Genomic DNA, 18,739 nt, shown 5'->3' on the forward strand with positions numbered 1-18,739 from the left:
TTAAGGAAGGAAACGATGAGGATGGAACACTATGATGGTCCTGCTTTTTTAAAGCAAGAAAAGCAGTCGCATTCGCGGAAACGCCGGTCAACATCCCGGCCAGGCCAGCTTAGTCGGGCGTCCCGGACACAGCTTCAGGAGCGGGGATACCACCAACATGCTTTCCGGCCGAAGTACATTCCACCGGCCCAGTCACGAACAAAAATGGCAGAGGAGTCTCCTGAACAGGTTACCCAACGGATAATGGCGGAGAAGGAAGATTACTTCCTATTTGGTGAGCGGGAGGCTGCTGATGACCGGCTACCGTTATTGACGGGAAAATCAACCCGGTCAACTGGAAGCGAAACACCAGCTCATCCTGAATCAGGGAAGCAGGAAACACTGCCACCAGTTCAGGAGCAGGCCCGGTTAACCCACCAGCATCTTCGCCAGCAAACCCGGCAGGCAGAACCGACGCCCGTTGAAGCTCATTCTCCACAAGCAGAAGAAGTGCGGCCACAGCACCGTGCTCACGGACGGCTTCATCCCCAGCAGGTGCGGCGGTTAAGCCAAACCATTGGGGGAGCGGCAAGTGATGTGGACTACGATGGTCCTGCAATCGAACGGAAGGAAGCCACTCAGGCATCGTCAATGAACGACAATTATGACGGCCCGGCAATTACCCGCCAAAAAGAACGGAATGAAACGCCAGTTCCAGTGGAAAAGACAACACCCAAGGTTGTTAGTGAAATGCCACCAGTCAGTCCAGAAAACGAACAATTCGTGTCGGATGGTTCACCGGAACCAGTTCAAAAGCATGGGGAGGAGTCGTTCGGTGACGGGTTAGCGGATCAAGCAACTGCTCAGAACGTAAGGGAAGATGTTGAAGGGCCCTGCTTGCAGGAGGATTCAGCGCCCATTGAAGAATCAGATGATATTCCGTACTTTAAGCCGGCCCCAGATGAACCGGCTCCGGCTGCGGAAAAGGCTGATGCGGCTGAAACTACGGTGGCGTTTGAACCTTCTACTAGTGCGGCGAAAGTCCAGCCCGGTTCGGCGAGTGATGGCGCTGTTCAAGCCAAGACAACGGTTCCCGTTCAGGGATACGAATTTCCCCGGCCAGAACTGCTTCCGGATCCAGTGCTTGAAGGGGACCCTTCGATGGATGAATGGGTTATGCACCAGATTGACGTGCTAAATGAAACTTTCCAGGCCTTTCACGTTGATGCAAACGTAAACGACTGGACGGTTGGCCCGACGGTCACCCAGTTTGAGGTTACCCTCGGGCGGGGGGTCCGGGTTAATAAGATTGCTAACCTTGCCGATGACCTGAAGTTAGCGTTAGCCGCAAAGGATATCCGGATAGAAGCGCCGATTCCGGGAAAGAGTAGCGTTGGGGTGGAAATCCCGAATAAGCATTCCCGGCCGGTTCTTTTATCGGAAGTTCTTCGTTCCCGGAAATTCCAGGAGGCGGACTCGCCGTTAACGGTTGCGTTAGGGGTGGACTTGTTTGGACAGCCGCAAATTACGGACCTTAAAAAGATGCCCCACGGCTTAATCGCCGGGGCCACCGGCTCAGGAAAATCAGTTTTCATCAACAGTATGCTGATTTCGCTGTTGTATAAAGCTAATCCGGCGGAGGTTAAGCTTCTTCTCATTGACCCTAAGGCGGTTGAAATGGCACCATACCACGATATTCCGCACTTGTTAGCGCCCGTTATTTCTGACCCGCAGGCGGCTGCTGCGGCGCTGCAGTGGGCGGTTAATGAAATGGAAGAGCGGTATCAGCGCCTAGCTGCAAGCGGGACGCGGAACATCGAAGCCTTTAATGCAAAGGCGGAGGCTCAGGGAGAATATGGGCTGAAAATGCCGTACATCGTAATTGTGATTGACGAGTTAGCCGACCTGATGATGGTCGCTTCATCTGAGGTTCAGGACTACATTGCCCGGATTACGCAGAAGGCGCGGGCAGCTGGGATTCATCTAATTATCGCCACGCAACGACCGAGTGTTGATGTGGTCACCGGAACGATTAAAAACAACATTCCGACCCGGATTGCGTTCATGGTATCAAGCCAGGTTGATTCCCGGACAATCCTTGATTCTGCCGGGGCTGAACGGCTTCTTGGTCGGGGCGATATGCTCTACCTTGGAAACGGTGCGAGTCAGTCAATGCGGCTTCAAGGAACGTTCGTGGAGAATGAAATTGACGCCATTACGGACTTTGTGCGCCAACAGGGGAAGCCGCAGTATGCGTTTGATCCTGAAGGATTGAAGTCAGCGGCTACCGAATCGGCGGTGCACGATGAACTGTTCCCGCGGGTGCTTGAGTACCTTGTCAATGAAGATACGATTTCAACATCGAAGTTGCAGCGGGTCTTTTCAATTGGGTATAATCGGGCTGCGAACATCGTTGATGACCTTGAAAAGGAACGGTACGTTTCACCCGCACACGGCTCGAAGCCGCGGGACGTGTACGTAACCGAAGAAACGGTGGCCGAACGGGCCAATGATTAGTTAAGTAGTAAGAGAGGGACAACTAAGTTATGGAAATGGATACAACGTATTTTTTTGTGGGAATTAAGGGAACCGGAATGAGCTCCCTTGCATTGATTCTGCACGATAAGGGGTGCAAGGTTCTCGGATCGGATATTGATAAGTACACCTTTACCCAGCGGGGGCTTGAACAGGCGGGTATTGAAATTCGGAGTTTTGATGCTGCGAATATTCAACCGGGAATGACGGTCATCCGGGGGAACGCCTTTGGGGACGACCAGTGTGAAATTGCGCGGGCTCAGGAAATGGGGCTTCCAATTAAAACGTACCCGGAGATGGTGCAGGACGTGATTGCTGAAACAACGAGTATTGCCGTTGCTGGGGCACACGGGAAAACCAGTACCACTGGGCTCCTTGCCCACGTTTTAAGCGGGGTTTCCCCAACCAGTTACTTAATCGGTGATGGAACCGGGAAGGGAACGCCTGATCCACGGTTCTTTGTTGTGGAAGCTGACGAGTACCGGCGGCATTTCGTGGCTTACCACCCGGATTACACGATTATGACCAACATTGATTTTGACCATCCGGATTACTTTACGGGAATTGCGGATGTGCGGGATGCCTTTGAAACATTGGCAAACCAAACAAAGAAATGCATTTTTGCGTGGGGGGATGACCAGAACCTCCGGCAACTGAAGACGACTACTCCAATTCATTACTACGGGTTAAACGACACGGATGAGTTCCACGCCAAGAACATTAAGCGGACGGTGAAGGGGTCAACCTTTGACGTTTACCGGGAGGATGAATTCCTAGGAACGTACACCATTCCGCTGTTTGGTGAACACAACGTTCTTAATAGTCTGGCCGTAATCGCCGTGGCATACATGGAAAAGATCGGGCACGATGAAATTGAAAAGGAACTCATGACCTTTAAGGGGGTTAAGCGGCGGTTTACCGAAAAGAAGGTGGCGGACATGGTCATCATTGACGATTACGCCCACCATCCCGCTGAGATTAAGGCGACAATCGACGCAGCGCGGCAGCAGTACCCTGATAAGAAAATCATTGCGGTCTTTCAACCGCACACGTTCAGCCGGACAATTGCGCTGCTCGACGACTTTGCAACTAGTTTGAACTTAGCTGATCAGGTCTACCTGACCGAAATCTTTGGGTCGATTCGGGAAAAGAGCGGGGACGTTTCTGCCGTTGACCTTGGAAAGAAGATTACTAAGGGCGGCAGTCTCCTGCAGCTTGATAACATGTCACCGTTGCTTGATTATCACAACGACGTGGTGATTTTTATGGGGGCGGGTGACATCCAGAAGTACGAGCTGGCCTACGAAAAGCTTCTTAGCACGTTAAGCTTAAATAACAACTAAAACCATAATTTTCTCTAATGCGGGGCGTTTCTGGTAGGTGGTTATTTGGAAAATGTGCTATGTTCCTTTCTACGAAGATGAATTTAAGTGAAGGGAGTATGAAAAATGAACGAACCAATAATTGATACGCAAACCCAGCAGGGATTAAACCGCTTTTTAGTCCGGGTGTACTCGTACATGGCTGCTGCACTAGCAGTATCCGCCATCGTTGCCGGGGTGGTTGCCACGCGGTGGGGGAGCGGGGTAAACGAGTACCTGGGAGCCCACCCGGTAATTTACTTTGGATTGCTGGCCCTCCAGTTTGGAATGGTGTTTGCCCTGTCGTTTAACCCGCGGCGGTCGCCGGTTGTAAGCGTGAGCTGTTTGTTTATTTTCGCGGCGCTTGAAGGACTGTTCTTCAGTTCGTTGCTCACCGTTTATGCGGCAACCAACGTCACCATGGCGTTTGTGGCCGCAGCGGTGATGTTTGGCACGCTTGCTTTTCTGGGAACTACAACCTCCAAGAACCTTGCAGGATGGGGACGCCAGGCGTTTGCCGCGTTAATTGCGATGGTAATTATCTCGCTTGTTAACCTGTTCTTACACAGCTCGATAATTGTGATTATTTTGTCGCTTGTCGGAGTTGTGGTTTTTGGCGTTTTATCGGCATGGGATGCCCAGCGAATTAAGCAGATCTACTATCAGCTTGGTGATGAGGTTGCGCAGACGAGCGGGATTATCACGAGCGCGGCGTTGCAGTTGTATCTTGACTTCTTAAACCTCTTCTTGGAGTTGCTTAACATCTTTACGTTGTTTAATAACAATCGTGATTAATCTGCTGAAGAAGCATCAAACCCGTTGCGGTGTAGCAACGGGTTTTATTGTAATTTAAAACTTTGCTAAAATGGGACTGACAAGTTTATGAAACGGGGGATTAGCATGGCGGCACCAGTTAAAAAACTTTTATTGATTGATGGAAACAGCATTACTTTCCGGGCGTTTTTTGCGCTGAGTCACTCTGGTCACGGCTTTTCAACTAAGAGTGGGTTAAACACGGCCGCTGTTCTGGGATTTAAGAACATGCTTGACCATATGTTGGCGGCAACACAGCCAACGCATGTTTTGGTTGCGTTTGATGCCGGCAAAAAAACCTTTCGGACGAAGATGTATCAAGCATATAAGGGGGGCCGTTCAAAGACCCCGCCGGAACTCCTCGAACAGTTCCCGTACGTTAAGCGGCTGGTAGAAGGGTATGGGCTCCACCATTACGAGCTTGCGAACTACGAGGCCGACGACATTATCGGCACCCTTGCTCAGCAGGCGGACGCTGCGGGGTTCACCACTACAATCGTAACCGGCGATCGTGATTTAACCCAGCTGGTGACCGCCCAAACAACGGTTGCCGTTACCAAGCGGGGCGTCACCGACGTGGAATATTACACGCCGGCGCACGTTGCGGAAAAATACGGGCTCACCCCGGAGCAAATCATTGACATGAAGGCGTTAGCGGGGGACAGTTCGGATAATTATCCGGGAGTAACTAAGGTCGGAGAAAAGACCGCAATCAAACTGTTAAAGCAGTACGACTCGGTGGCAGGGATTTACGCCCACCTTGACGAGATGAAGGCGTCAAAGATGAAGGAGCACCTCGAAGAAGACCGGGAAACGGCCTTCCTATGCCGGGACCTTGCAACCATCAAACGGGATGCGCCAATTGAAGTAACAATTGCGGCGACGGCCCGCTCCCAGCAGGATACGGTCGCATTACGGACACTTTACCAGGAGCTGGAATTTAACCGGGCGCTGCGTGAATTAGCATCCTTAGATGATAAGCAGGAAGAAGAACATCCACAAGAAAAGGCGGTGCCGGTTACGCCCCTCATCCCTGAGGAAGTGACACACTTCCCGGCGGCCAAGCGAATTGCCCTTTACGTTGAATTGGATGGGCCTAATTACCACCGGGCGGCCTTTGAGGGCTGCTGTGTGGCCGTTGCGGGAAAGTACTATGCCACCCGGGATTGCACGGTTTTAGCAAGTCCAGCGTTTCAGGAGTATTTGAAGCAGGTCACCGTTGATGTTTTTGACGCCAAACGCACGCTTGCTGCACTGCACCGTCTCGGCGGGCAACTCCCAACAATTGGGTTTGACCTGCTCCTCGTATCGTACCTGTTAGATTCGAGTCAAAACAGCAATGATCTGGGAATTATCGCCCAACAGCACGGAAACTACACCGTTCAACCTGATGAAGTTGTTTACGGAAGGAATACTAAACGGCGCGTTCCAGATGATGATGACCAGTTCTTCCAGCACCTTGCCCATAAGGTGCAGGCAATTGAGGAATTGCGGGAGCCGTTAATGTCCGCCCTTGCCGAGCACGAGCAGGAGAACCTCTACACTGATATTGAGTTACCCCTTGCCCAGGTGTTGGCCCAGATGGAAATTGATGGTGTGCGGGTTGACCAGCAGCGCTTGACGGAACTGGGGAGCACGTTTACTGAGCGGGTGGCCACGCTCGAACAGCAGATCTATCAAGAAGCTGGCGAGGAGTTTAACATTAATTCGCCCAAGCAGCTGGGCCATATTTTGTTTGAAAAGCTCGGCTTGCCAGTAATCAAGAAAACAAAGACGGGGTATTCAACCGCGGTGAGTGTTTTGGAGAAACTGCGGGGAATGGCACCCATCGTTGACAATATTTTGGAATACCGGCAGTGGAACAAGCTGAAAACAACCTACGTTGATGGGCTCTTGAAGGTCCTTTTTCAGGATGACAGTAAGGCCCACACGATTTACACCCAGACCCTGACGGCCACTGGGCGGCTATCGTCGATTGATCCGAACCTCCAAAATATCCCGGCACGGGGGGATGGCCGGATTATTAGGCAGGCCTTCGTTCCGAGTCAGCAAGGGTGGCAGATTTTTTCATCGGATTATTCCCAGATTGAACTGCGGGTCTTAGCTCACATTTCAGGGGACAAAAACATGCAGCAGGCGTTTAAGGAGGACTTAGACGTTCACGCCAATACGGCGGTGCGGATTTTTGGTCTGGATAGTCCTGAAGACGTAACGCCGGAAATGCGGCGGCAGGCCAAGGCGGTGAACTTTGGAATTGTCTATGGGATCAGTGATTACGGCCTAGCGCAAAATATCGGGATTAGCCGGAAGCAGGCCAAACAGTTTATCGAAACGTACTTTGCGGAATTTCCGGGGGTGCACGAGTACATGCAGCAGGCGGTGAACTTTGCCCGGGAACACGGATACGTGGAAACGTTGCTGCACCGGCGGCGGTATTTGCCGGATATTAAGGCGCGGAACTTTAACCAGCGGTCCTTTGCCGAACGAACAGCAATGAACACCCCGATTCAGGGGAGTGCGGCGGACATTATCAAGAAGGCAATGATTAAGATGCACGGGGCGTTGCAGGACGAACACCTTCAGGCCCGGATGCTGATGCAGGTTCACGATGAGCTGCTGTTTGAGGCGCCGGGGCAGGAAATCGCGCGCTTAAAGGAGATAGTCCCTCACGTGATGGACACGGCCGTAGCGCTGGATGTGCCGTTAAAGGTTGAAAGTGCCGCGGGCGATACGTGGTACGACGTTAAGAAGTAGGAGGAAGCAGGATGCCAGAGTTACCAGAAGTTGAAACGGTGCGCCGCGGAATCAATGCCTTGGCGGCCGGGCGGACAATTACGCACGTGGACGTGCTTTACCCGAAGATGATTATTGGCGACGTGGAGGAATTCAAGCGCCAGTTGGCAGGGAAAAAATTGACGACGGTTGATCGGCGGGGGAAGTACCTGCTTTTGCGGTTTAGTGGGAACAAAACGGTGGTTTCACACCTCAGAATGGAAGGAAAGTACTACGTGAAGGCGGAAGGAACGCCGGTTGAGAAACACACGCACGTTTTATTCCACATGGATGACGGGCAGCAGCTCCGGTACAACGATTCCCGCAAGTTTGGGCGGATGCAGCTGATTACTACCGGTGAAGAAACGACGCTTCCCGGAATCAAGAAACTGGGGATGGAGCCGTTTCCGGCAACGTTTGCCGTGGATCAGTTTATTTCCCGGATGAAAAAGAAGAAAAAGATGGTTAAACCAGCGTTGTTAGACCAGACGATTGTAACCGGTTTGGGCAACATTTACGTTGATGAATGCCTCTGGTTGAGTAAGATTCATCCGGAAACGCAGTGTGCGGTGCTGACGGATGATGAGCTCCGGGTTCTTCACGATAACATCATTACTGAAATTGACCACGCCATTGATGCAGGGGGGACGACGATTCGGTCGTATACGGACGCCTTCCAGCATGAGGGTGGTTTTCAACTGAAACTGCACGTTTATGGGCGGCAGGGGACGCCGTGTGACCGGTGTGAAACGCCAATTGAGAAGATTAAGGTCGGCCAGCGGGGAACGCATTTCTGCCCGCACTGCCAGGTTAAGAGGGTGGACTAGATGACCTATGTGCTGGGATTAACTGGCGGAATTGCCAGCGGGAAATCAACGGTGAGTGCGTTGTTTCGTCAACTGGAAGTGCCCGTGATTGATGCCGATCAGGTCGCTCGGGACGTGGTGGCTCCCGGAAGTCCGGGATTGAGGCGGATTAAAGCGACCTTTGGGGCGGAAATGGTGACAACTGCTGGCCGGTTGAACCGTTCCCGGTTGGGCAGCCTTGTTTTTGCTCATCCGCGGGAACGACAGCGCCTCGATGCGATTACGGCCCCCCTTATTCGGCAACAAATTACCGCTCAACTTAGTAAGGCGCAAACGTCTCAGGAGCCACTGGTGGTGCTTGATGCGCCCCTGCTAATCGAGCAGCACTACGATAAGTTATGTGACGGCATCATGGTAGTGAGCGTGACGCCGGCAACGCAGTTAAAGCGGCTGATTTTACGGGACCACCTGAGTCCGCAAGCCGCCCAGCAACGAATTGCCGCCCAGATTAGTGCCAATGAGCGGCGGCGCTTTGCGACCGTTGTGATTGACAATAACGGTGAAGTTGAAGCGACGCGGCGGCAGGTGATAAAATGGTTACAAATTAACGGTTGGGGAGATCTAACCAGTAAACGGGGTGAAAGCAGATGAAGTGCCCTAATTGTCAATCACAAAGTTCGCGCGTTGTGGATAGTCGGCCAGCTGATAGTGGGCGGGCAATTCGGCGCCGCCGCGAATGTGAAAAGTGTGGTTACCGGTTCACTACCTTTGAGCGGATTGAAGTAACACCGTTGTTGGTGGTTAAGAAGGACGGAACCCGTCAGGAGTTTAACCGGGACAAGGTAATGCGCGGAATTATGCGGGCCACCGAAAAACGCCAGATTAGTAGTAAGCAGATTACTGCGATTGTTGATAAGGTTGAAGCCCGGGCCCACGCGGTTAACGGCAACGAAATTTCAAGTCAGCAGATTGGGGAGTACGTGATGGAAATCCTCGCTGACGTGGATGACGTTGCGTACATCCGGTTTGCCAGTGTTTACCACGAATTTAAGGATATGCAGTCGTTTGCGGCGGAACTTAACGATCTGTTAGGGCGGGAAGCCCGGCGGAAGGAACGGGCCGCAAAGGAGCAGAAGGATGATTAATAAGAAGTGTGACGTAACGGCCGGAACGCCGTACCGCGTCCAGATTCCTGCGCGCCTGCAACCGGACGATTTAGCGGTAGTGGGAGACCTTTACTTGCCGTTAATTGGGGCGGTGGCGAGTGCCTTGTACCACCAACTAGCCGGGGCACAGGAAGGAGTCCTTCACCGGCACAGTGCGCTTTTGATCGCACTCGGTAACGTTGCACCACAAGAACTGTTTGCGGCGCGGTGTCGGTTGGAGGCGTTGGGATTGCTCCGCACATTTCAGACGCCGGAACAAGGAACGCGGGTGTTGACTTACCGGGTGCTTCGGCCGGTGACGCCGACCCACTTTTTTGCCGACGATCTTCTTAGCGGATTGTTATTAAGTTGGATTGGGGCCGACGAATTCAACCGGTTATTAGAAAAATGGGTGCCCAACCCATCACTGCCAGCAGGGACGGAGGTTACCGCTCAGTTGGCGGAGGTCTTTGATATGCCTGCTCCGGGACAGTTACATGCTCCCCGGGAGACTGTAACGGAAAATCAGCCGCACTTTTCAGCCACAGCGCTAGATTACCAGCAGCTTGACCAATTGTTGGCGCGGTCCTACGTTGATCGGCAACAGGTTGCGCAAAACAAACAGCGAATCGATGCGTTAGTAACGTTGTATGGGCTAGATGAGCTGCAGGTAAAGGAGTTGCTTGAACAGGCGACAAATCTCGAAACGAATCAGGTTAACTTTGAACAGGTAAGGGCCCTTGCTGCTGAACAGTATGCTGGCCCCCGGCCGGTAAGTACACCTTCTTCGCAAAAAGTGGCTACGGAAACGGCCGATCACCAGCTCCCCGCTGCGGACCAGCAACTGGCGCAGGTTGCTCAAATGTATGCGCCGATGGAGTTTTTAGCAACGTTAAAGGAACAAAAGCATTCTTTTGTTGCACGGTCAGAACGGAAAACCCTTGAGCAGGTCGTTAAGTCCCAGAAATTACCCCCAGCGGTGGTTAACATTCTGATTCACTACATTATGGTTGATCAGGGGAATGATACGTTACCAGCCCCGTTGTTCGAGGCAATTGCGGCTGATTGGGCTAGCAAGCAGATTGATACGCCGGCGAAGGCTATTTGGCAAGCCCGCCACTTTAACCAGCAAAAACAGGCAAAAAAGCAAGCTCCGAAGCGGCGGTCCCGGCGGTTGGTTCAAAAGGAGACCCTCCCAGAATGGGCACGCCAGGATAACGGTCAAGCTTCTAAACAACCGGCGAAAAAGAAGGATAAGGCGGCGTTGGATAAGCAGCGGCGTGAATTACTCAACCAGTTGCGCTCGTAAGGAGGGGTTCAAATGGAGCCAATTACAAATGAACTAAACCGGCGTTTTAAAAATCATCCCGAATTCCGCCAGCGGTACCAGCAATTGATTGATACGACGTTAAAGGACAAGGATGTGCGCCATTTCTTAGAGACGCACCGGGACGAGCTTGCCCCGGAAACGGTTGATCGCGGAATGAGCAAACTGTATGAGTTTGTTCAAACGAAAAAGGCGCTCGCTGCGGGGAAACCCGTTGCCTTACCGGGATACCTCCCGCAACTTGTTCTTAGCAAGCATCAAATTGAAGTGCAGTACGTTCCAAGTGATCAGCTACAAGCTCAGCGGGTAGCACGTGCCCGGCGCGAGCGGGTGACGCTGTACGGAATGCCGAAGAGTATTGCGAATGCCGATTTGGCAACCTACGTGCCTGATAACCGGGAAGAGGCCCTAAACGCGGCCATTAAGTTCACGGTGGACTACGAGGCTACGCCGGCGCAGTTCCACCGGGGGTTATACTTAGCCGGCAGTTTTGGTGTCGGCAAGACGTACCTGTTGGGGGCGATTGCTAACGAACTGGCTAAGCACGGGTTTAAGACGACCATGGTGCACGTGCCGACGCTTGCAACCATGATGCGGGCGGCGATTGATAAGCATGCGACAAATGACTTATTAGCGACGGTGAAGGCCACGCCAGTCTTGATGCTCGATGATTTGGGAGCAATGGCGATGAGTAGTTGGTTCCGCGATGAAATCTTTGGGGTGATTTTGGAGTACCGGATGCAACAGGAACTACCAACGTTTTTCAGTGCGAACATCACCATGGACGAGCTTGAGAACAACTATTTGGCAGTCAATACCAAGGACGAGGTTGAACCGTTGAAGGCCAAGCGGCTAATGGAGCGGATTCGCTTCCTGGCAACTGAATACGATTTAGTGGGGAAAAATTGGCGAAATCCCTCATAAGTTCTTGCGCTCTTGTCAGGATGTGCTAAAATGACGGTAAGTTAGCTGAAAAGCTAGTAATGGGACAAACGGAAACATTAAATTCAGGGAGCGGGGTCGTGACTGAAAGCCCCACAAACGATGGTTCTTACCACCCATTTGGTTTTCACGGAGTCAACCGTGACGTTGTCGCACGTTATGCGGATAAATGAGGAGGCTACGGCCTTAAAGATGGGTGGAACCACGTTAAAAGACGTCCCTAGGATTAATATCCTAGGGACGTCTTTTTATTAATATTTTCGAATTGTGCCTACTAGTTGTTTTCTTAGGTTTTATAAAGGAGGAGAAGGTTATGGCAACAGTTAACCTTGAATTCCCAGATGGGAACGTGAAGGAGTTTGATGCGGGAGTTACCCCGCTTGAAATTGCCCAGGACATTAGTATGAGTCTTGGAAAGAAGGCCGTTGCGGGTAAGTTAAACGGTGAGACGCTTGATCTAAGCGCGCCGATCACGACGGACGGTAAGATTGAAATCATTACGAAGGATGACGAGCAAAATGCGCTCCCGGTTGTTTGGAACACGGCGGCCGTTGTGCTGGGTGCATGCTTAAATAAGTTATACCCGGAAATGCACTTTGGTGACAGTGGGGTAACGGAACACGGGTTCTTCGTTGATACGGATAACGCTGTGGGTCAGGTTGCGGAAACGGACTTTGAAAAAATTAGTGCCGAAATGGACGCATCCATTAAGGAAAACGTTGCGGTTGAACGGGTTGAACTGGCAAAAGACGACCTTCTTGCGCAGTTTGCCGACGACCCGTACCGGAAGGAATTAGTGGCTGAAAAGGCGGTTGACGGGGTCGTTGTTGCGCACCGGCTGGGTGACTACATTGACCTTTCCGTCGGGGCCTGCCTGCCGTCAACGAAGCTGATCAAGGCGTTCAAGATTCTCTCCGTTGCCGGGGCTTACTGGAAGGGAATGTCCAGTAACCCAATGTTGCAGCGGGTATACGCAACGGCATTCTTTAAGCAAAAGGACCTGGAAGCTGAGTTGAAACGGCAACAGGAAGCCCGTGAACGGGACCACCGGGTGATTGGAAACAAGCTTGACTTATACTTCGTTGACCCGAAGGTGGGTGCTGGGTTGCCGTACTGGATGCCAAAGGGCGCAACAATCCGGCGGACGATTGAGCGCTACATTATCGACAAGGAAGTTGCGGATGGCTACCAGCACGTTTACACGCCAGTGCTGATGAACCTGGATGCCTACAAGACGTCTGGTCACTGGGCTCACTACCGGGAAGACATGTTCCCGCCAATGGACATGGGTGATGGCGAATTTCTTGAATTGCGGCCAATGAACTGCCCGTCCCATATTCAGATTTACAAGCACCACATCCGGTCATACCGGGACCTGCCGATGCGGATTGCTGAAATTGGGATGATGCACCGGTACGAAAAGTCTGGGGCTCTTTCCGGTCTTCAGCGGGTGCGGGAAATGGAATTAAACGACGGCCACACGTTTGTTGCCCTTGACCAAATTCGGGATGAGTTTGCCAAGATTTTGCGGTTAATCATGGACGTTTACAGGGACTTTGACATCACGGACTACAGCTTCCGGCTGAGTTACCGTGACCCGAAGAACACCGAGAAGTACTACGCTAACGATGAAATGTGGGAAAAGGCCCAGTCAATGCTGAAGGGCGCTATGGATGACCTTGGCTTAGATTACTACGAAGCTGAAGGGGAAGCCGCCTTCTACGGTCCGAAGCTGGATATCCAGACCAAGACGGCGCTTGGAAACGAAGAAACGATGTCAACGATTCAGTTAGACTTCATGTTACCAGAGAAGTTTGACCTGACATACGTCGGGCAGGATGGCGAAGAACACCGGCCGATTATGATCCACCGGGGCGTTGTTGGGACGATGGAGCGGTTCACCGCTTACCTGACCGAAATCTACAAGGGGGCCTTCCCAACGTGGCTGTCACCTGTTCAGGTTGAATTGATTCCGGTGAAGAACGATCTTCACATGGACTACGCTAACGAGCTGCGGTCAAAGTTGGTTGCCCACAACATCCGGGTTGAAATTGATGACCGGAACGAAAAGATGGGTTACAAGATCCGGCAGGCCCAGGTTAATAAGGTACCGTACACCCTTGTTCTAGGGGATAAGGAAGTTAGTGACGGCAACGTAACCGTGCGCCGGTACGGTGAAGAGGAAACAACCACCATGACGGTTGACGAGTTTGTCGGCGAATTAATGCATGATATTGAAACATACAGCCGGGAGGATTAATTCCACCTTGACAGCCGGGGAAAACTTCGGTACCCTGTAGGAGTTGAGAAAAAAGCAGAGGCACTCGCTTCTCGCCTAGGGGACAGGGGTTCCCGGGCAGAATTACGATATTAATTCCGGTTAACCGGACGAACGGGTGCGCTTGCGAACAGCAACGTGCCCGTTTTTTCTGCGTTTTCTCTCGATTATAGATGGAGGTGAAACGTTATAGCATTCGATAAGATGGTAAACGGCGGCATTCGCGCTCGTGAAGTGCGGTTAATCTCAGCTGGTGGTGAACAGCTCGGGGTAAAGTCCAAGCAGGACGCGTTAAGAATGGCGGAAGATGCCAACCTTGACCTTGTATTGGTTGCCCCGAAGGCTAAGCCGCCCGTTGCTAAGATTATGGATTACGGGAAGTACCGCTTCGAGTTACAAAAGAAGCAGCGGGAAGCCCGGAAGAAGCAGAAGACCGTGAGTGTTAAGGAAGTGCGGTTAAGTCCAACAATTGACACAAACGACTTCAACACGAAGGTGAAGGCGGCATTCCGTTTCCTGAAAAAAGGAAGTAAGGTGAAGGTCTCAATTCGGTTCCGGGGCCGGGCAATTACCCATAAGGATATTGGTCGGGAAGTTTTGAACCGGTTTGCCAATGAGACGAGTGAGGTTGCAACGGTTGAATCAAAGGCCAAGATGGATGGCCGGAGCATGTTCCTAATGCTTGCTCCCAAGAAGGATTAGCCGTAAACGAACCGGGGATTCCCGGGAAACATTAGATTTAGAAGAGGAGAGATTATTATGCCAAAGATGAAGACACACCGCGCATCAACAAAGCGTTTTAAGCGGACTGGAAATGGAGGCTTGAAGCGGCATCACGCTTACACTTCCCACCGGTTCCACGGGAAGACAAAGAAGCAGCGGCGGCAATTACGTCAGCCAGGGATGGTTTCTGCTTCTGACATGAAGCGGATCAAGCAGATGCTCAGCCAGATGAAGTAGGCTTTGCACCAGGAAGAACGAAAATTAAGACGAGGGCTCGCTTTGAGGGCCACATTTTAAGGAGGAATTTATATGCCACGTGTTAAGGGTGGATCAGTTACGCGCCAACGCCGTAAAAAGATGATTAAGCTAGCAAAGGGTTACCGGGGAGCAAAGCATATCCTGTTCAAGACTGCCAAGGAACAGGTTATGAAGTCCTACCAGTACGCTTACCGTGACCGGAAGAAGACGAAGTCCAACTTCCGGAAGCTTTGGATTGCCCGGATTAACGCTGCTGCCCGGATGAACGGAATCAGCTACAGCAAGTTAATGCATGGTCTGAAGTTAGCAAACATTGACATTAACCGGAAGATGCTTGCCGACCTTGCCGTTAACGACATGGACTCATTCAAGGCAATCGTTGATGAAGCCAAGAAGGTTCTTGACTAAACAACCTTGATTAAAGTAATTGGAGGCTGCGATGGAAATCGCAGCCTCTTTGCTATTTAAGGGACATCTTTTGTCGTGAAAGGGCCGATAGTGGGCTGACGGTTGGTTTTCGGCAGGCGATAATGTAGAATAAGGAAGAATATGACAAGTGAGGAGTACGGCTGAATATGCTTTCAAAGTTCAAACCGACGTGGACGATTGAGTCTATTTTCAACATTACCCCGGCGGAGATTAAGCGGCGGGGAATCCGGGTGATTTTAACCGACCTGGATAACACGCTGATGGCGTGGAATAACGCGGACGGCGATCAAAAACTCCGGGCATGGCTCCGGACGATGGACCAGGCTGAAATTCCCGTTGTCGTTGTTTCCAACAACAATCCGGGGCGGGTCGAAAAGGCGGTTCGGCCGCTTGGAATTCCGTACTTTGCCCGCTCCCTGAAACCACTAACCCGCGGGATTCGGCGGGCGCAACGGAAGTATCAGCTCGGCAACGATGAGGTCGTTCTTGTTGGTGATCAGTTAATTACCGATATCTGGGGCGCTAACCGGGCGGGAATCCGGAGTGTGCTGGTAAAACCACTCGTTGAGTCTGATAACTGGAATACGAAGCTAAACCGGGTGGTTGAACGGCAGATTAAGCGGCTCCTTAACCGGCAGGGATACGTGTTTGACTGGAGGCATTCACTTGATGAAGACTGATGCTGAAGAATTACACTGCATTGGGTGCGGCGCTCTGATTCAAACGACCACCCCCAAGCAATCAGGTTACACGCCAGCTTCAGCCCTAGAAAAAGCCGTGGCAAACGGGGCGGTGTACTGTCAGCGGTGTTTTCGGTTACGGCACTACAATGAGGTGGCGGACGTTGAATTAACGGATAAGGACTTTATCCGAATCTTACAGCACATCGGGGCGACTAACGCACTAATTGTGAACGTGGTTGATATTTTTGACTTTAACGGTTCGCTTATTCCGGGACTACACCGGTTTACCGGGGAAAATCCCGTTATTCTGGTGGGAAATAAGGAAGACCTGTTACCCAAATCACTGCACCGTTCCCGGATTCAGGATTGGCTGCGGCAACAGGCGAACCGGGCGGGGTTGCATCCTGAACAGGTGGTCTTAACCAGTGCAACGAAGAATCACGCCGTCGATGAGTTACTTGCGGTTATTGAAAAGTACCGGGACGGCCGGGACGTTTACGTGGTGGGAACGACCAACGTTGGGAAGTCGACCCTGATTAACCAGATTATTAAGCAAACGACCGGGATGGCGGACGTCATCACTACGTCCCGTTTCCCGGGGACGACCCTGGATCAGATTGAAATTCCGCTGGACGACGGGCACTTCTTGATTGATACCCCGGGAATTATTCACCGGGAACAAATGGCGCACTATTTAACCGGCAAGGAGCTGCGGTACGCTTTACCACAGCGTGAAATTAAGCCGAAAACCTACCAGCTTAATCCGGAGCAAACGCTCTTTTTAGGGGCATTGGCCCGGTTTGATTACGTGGCGGGTCCCCGAACCGGGGTAACGTTGTATCTGGAAAACAACTTAAAGGTTCACCGGACAAAACTGGTAAACGCCACGCAGTTTTACCAGCGCCATGCGGGTGAACTTCTTCAGCCCCCGTTTCCGCAGAATATTAAGAACTATCCGCCGCTTGTGCGCACCGAATTTAAGGTCACCACTAAAAGTGACCTGGTGTTTGCTGGCCTGGGCTGGGTAACGGTGCGGCCGGGAACGGTTGTTGCGGGGTGGGCCCCCAAGGGAATGGCCGTAACGCTGCGACGGGCAATGATTTAGTGAAGATAGTGGGAGGAACCATGAAACTACGCGGAAAGCAAAAACGGTATTTACGGAGCCTAGCGCATCCGATGCGACCGGTAATTCAGGTCGGTAAGGATGGGTTGGACAAACAGTGGTTGTCACAAGTCGAAGAAACGATTGAGAAGCGCGAACTGATCAAGGTTTCAGTGTTACAGAATGCACTGGAAGAGCCGGCGGACGTGCAGGCTTTCATCGAACAACACAGCCAGATTCAGGTGGTGCAGGTGATTGGGCACACGTTAGTGCTGTTTAAGCGGGCGAACCACAAGGAGAACCGGCGGATTTCGCAGGATGTCGCAAAGATTTAATGGGGGTAAATCAGGTGAGCTTCCGGAAGAAAGTTAATAACCCAACCGTTGCGGTTCTTTCGCAGGTTGAGTATTCTGCTCCCCGCCACCGGGTTGGTATTATGGGGGGGACGTTTAACCCCGTGCACAACGGGCATTTAATGATTGCCGAACAGGTGCGTAGTCAACTCGACCTGGACAAGGTGGTTTTTGTTCCTGATAACGAACCACCTCACGTTGACCGGAAAACGGCAATTGCGGGGACTGACCGGCTCGCAATGCTCAAGCGGGCGGTTGCCAACCATCCCCAGTTTGCCGTGAGTGATATGGAACTTGTCCGCGGGGGAAGGAGTTACACGATTGATACGATTAGGGAACTCCGCCAGCGGCACCCGGAAAACGACTACTACTTCATTATTGGGGGTGACATGGTGGCCTACCTGCCGAAGTGGTATCAGATTGACGAGCTCGTTAAACTCGTTACCTTTGTCGGGGTGGTTCGGCCAGGATATGAACGAACCAGTGCCTATCCGATTACATGGGTGGACGTCCCGGAATTTGCGGTTAGTTCAACGTTAATCCGGCGTTTAGTTAAGACGGGGGGTTCAATTAAGTACCTCGTTCCGGAAAGTGTCCGCGAATACATTGAAGAAAAGGGGTTATACCGTGAGTGAAGTTGAATACCAGAAGCATTATTATCCCGGGACCCGGGATGAATTGGTTGCCCGGCTGCGGGAACAGCTGAGTGATTTTCGGTTTGAACACGTTGTGCGGGTGGAACACACTGCGGTAAAGCTGGCGTCCCGCTACGGAATTGATGCGGAAAAGGCGAGCGTCGCCGGGTTGGTCCACGACTACGCTAAGGAATGTAGCGATGAGCAGTTTAAGGTGGTAATTCAGAGGGAACACATGGATCCGGACCTGCTTAACTGGGGGAACTTTATCTGGCACGGTGAGGTTGGTGCCCGGATTATTAACCAGGAACTTGGAATTACCAATCAGGAAATTCTTGATGCGGTGCGGTTTCATACCGTGGGGGCCCCGCACATGACCCCATTACAACAGTTGACGTACGTTGCTGATTTTATTGAACCGGGACGGGACTTTCCGGACGTTGCGACGGCCCGGGCGGTGGCGCAGACATCGCTGGAACAGGCGGTCGTGTATGAGACCAAGCATACCTTGACGTACTTGATGGCAAACGACCGGCCGATTTATCCGGCGGCAATTGCGACGTATAACGCGTGGATTGGAAATAGAAAGTAGGGATAA

General features: G+C 51.9%; 18 protein-coding genes and 1 other annotated feature. All 18 genes read left to right on the forward strand.

What is annotated here, in order from left to right:
* Nucleotides 1-21: 21 nt before the first annotated feature.
* The 18 genes from QOR60_RS01410 (at nt 22) to yqeK (ending at nt 18,733) form a co-directional block, all read left to right on the forward strand.
* Entirely contained in the window at nt 22-2,496 is a 2,475-nt protein-coding gene (locus QOR60_RS01410) for a DNA translocase FtsK (RefSeq protein WP_283581573.1), read from the forward strand.
* A 29-nt stretch (nt 2,497-2,525) separates the two neighbouring features.
* Nucleotides 2,526-3,857 (forward strand): UDP-N-acetylmuramate--L-alanine ligase, encoded by a 1,332-nt coding sequence (gene murC / locus QOR60_RS01415; protein ID WP_283581574.1) that lies wholly within the window; start codon nt 2,526-2,528, stop codon nt 3,855-3,857.
* A gap of 105 nt (nt 3,858-3,962) precedes the next feature.
* Entirely contained in the window at nt 3,963-4,670 is a 708-nt protein-coding gene (locus QOR60_RS01420; protein ID WP_283581575.1) for a Bax inhibitor-1/YccA family protein, read from the forward strand.
* Between the two features lie 105 nt (nt 4,671-4,775).
* Nucleotides 4,776-7,442 (forward strand): DNA polymerase I, encoded by a 2,667-nt coding sequence (gene polA, locus QOR60_RS01425; RefSeq protein WP_283581576.1) that lies wholly within the window; start codon nt 4,776-4,778, stop codon nt 7,440-7,442.
* 11 nt (nt 7,443-7,453) lie between these two features.
* A complete protein-coding gene (gene mutM / locus QOR60_RS01430) occupies nt 7,454-8,287 on the forward strand; it encodes a DNA-formamidopyrimidine glycosylase (RefSeq protein ID WP_283581577.1) in 834 nt (277 codons plus the stop codon).
* Nucleotides 8,288-8,917, forward strand: a complete 630-nt coding sequence (gene coaE / locus QOR60_RS01435; protein WP_283581578.1) for a dephospho-CoA kinase — start codon at nt 8,288-8,290, stop codon at nt 8,915-8,917. It abuts the gene before it with no gap.
* Complete coding sequence (gene nrdR / locus QOR60_RS01440) at nt 8,914-9,411, forward strand: transcriptional regulator NrdR (protein WP_283581579.1); 498 nt, start codon at nt 8,914-8,916, stop codon at nt 9,409-9,411. The genes coaE and nrdR overlap by 4 nt, the downstream gene beginning before the upstream one ends.
* Nucleotides 9,404-10,720: a DnaD domain protein gene (locus QOR60_RS01445; protein WP_283581580.1), complete on the forward strand. Its 1,317-nt coding sequence runs from the start codon at nt 9,404-9,406 to the stop codon at nt 10,718-10,720. Before nrdR ends, QOR60_RS01445 begins: the two co-directional genes overlap by 8 nt.
* A gap of 12 nt (nt 10,721-10,732) precedes the next feature.
* Nucleotides 10,733-11,662, forward strand: a complete 930-nt coding sequence (dnaI, locus tag QOR60_RS01450; RefSeq protein ID WP_283581581.1) for a primosomal protein DnaI — start codon at nt 10,733-10,735, stop codon at nt 11,660-11,662.
* A gap of 331 nt (nt 11,663-11,993) precedes the next feature.
* Nucleotides 11,994-13,940 carry a threonine--tRNA ligase gene (gene thrS / locus QOR60_RS01455; protein WP_283581582.1) on the forward strand — a complete coding sequence of 649 codons (1,947 nt, stop codon included), beginning with the start codon at nt 11,994-11,996 and terminating at the stop codon, nt 13,938-13,940.
* 46 nt (nt 13,941-13,986) lie between these two features.
* Nucleotides 13,987-14,118, forward strand: a sequence feature (ribosomal protein L20 leader region).
* A 44-nt stretch (nt 14,119-14,162) separates the two neighbouring features.
* Nucleotides 14,163-14,660 (forward strand): translation initiation factor IF-3, encoded by a 498-nt coding sequence (infC, locus tag QOR60_RS01460; protein ID WP_283581583.1) that lies wholly within the window; start codon nt 14,163-14,165, stop codon nt 14,658-14,660.
* A 57-nt stretch (nt 14,661-14,717) separates the two neighbouring features.
* Nucleotides 14,718-14,918 carry a 50S ribosomal protein L35 gene (gene rpmI / locus QOR60_RS01465; protein WP_283581584.1) on the forward strand — a complete coding sequence of 67 codons (201 nt, stop codon included), beginning with the start codon at nt 14,718-14,720 and terminating at the stop codon, nt 14,916-14,918.
* A 72-nt stretch (nt 14,919-14,990) separates the two neighbouring features.
* Nucleotides 14,991-15,347, forward strand: coding sequence for a 50S ribosomal protein L20 (rplT, locus tag QOR60_RS01470; RefSeq protein WP_283581585.1), 357 nt, complete (start codon nt 14,991-14,993; stop codon nt 15,345-15,347).
* A 167-nt stretch (nt 15,348-15,514) separates the two neighbouring features.
* Nucleotides 15,515-16,048 (forward strand): YqeG family HAD IIIA-type phosphatase, encoded by a 534-nt coding sequence (locus QOR60_RS01475; RefSeq protein WP_283581586.1) that lies wholly within the window; start codon nt 15,515-15,517, stop codon nt 16,046-16,048.
* Nucleotides 16,038-17,156 (forward strand): ribosome biogenesis GTPase YqeH, encoded by a 1,119-nt coding sequence (yqeH, locus tag QOR60_RS01480; RefSeq protein WP_283581587.1) that lies wholly within the window; start codon nt 16,038-16,040, stop codon nt 17,154-17,156. Before QOR60_RS01475 ends, yqeH begins: the two co-directional genes overlap by 11 nt.
* A gap of 20 nt (nt 17,157-17,176) precedes the next feature.
* Nucleotides 17,177-17,488, forward strand: a complete 312-nt coding sequence (yhbY, locus tag QOR60_RS01485) for a ribosome assembly RNA-binding protein YhbY (RefSeq protein WP_283581588.1) — start codon at nt 17,177-17,179, stop codon at nt 17,486-17,488.
* Nucleotides 17,488-18,141 (forward strand): nicotinate-nucleotide adenylyltransferase, encoded by a 654-nt coding sequence (locus QOR60_RS01490; protein WP_283617837.1) that lies wholly within the window; start codon nt 17,488-17,490, stop codon nt 18,139-18,141. Before yhbY ends, QOR60_RS01490 begins: the two co-directional genes overlap by 1 nt.
* Nucleotides 18,134-18,733, forward strand: coding sequence for a bis(5'-nucleosyl)-tetraphosphatase (symmetrical) YqeK (gene yqeK, locus QOR60_RS01495; RefSeq protein WP_283581590.1), 600 nt, complete (start codon nt 18,134-18,136; stop codon nt 18,731-18,733). The genes QOR60_RS01490 and yqeK overlap by 8 nt, the downstream gene beginning before the upstream one ends.
* The last annotated feature ends 6 nt before the right edge of the window (nt 18,734-18,739 follow it).

Source organism: Ligilactobacillus hohenheimensis (genome assembly GCF_947381805.1).
In the GTDB taxonomy this organism is placed as follows: domain Bacteria; phylum Bacillota; class Bacilli; order Lactobacillales; family Lactobacillaceae; genus Ligilactobacillus; species Ligilactobacillus hohenheimensis.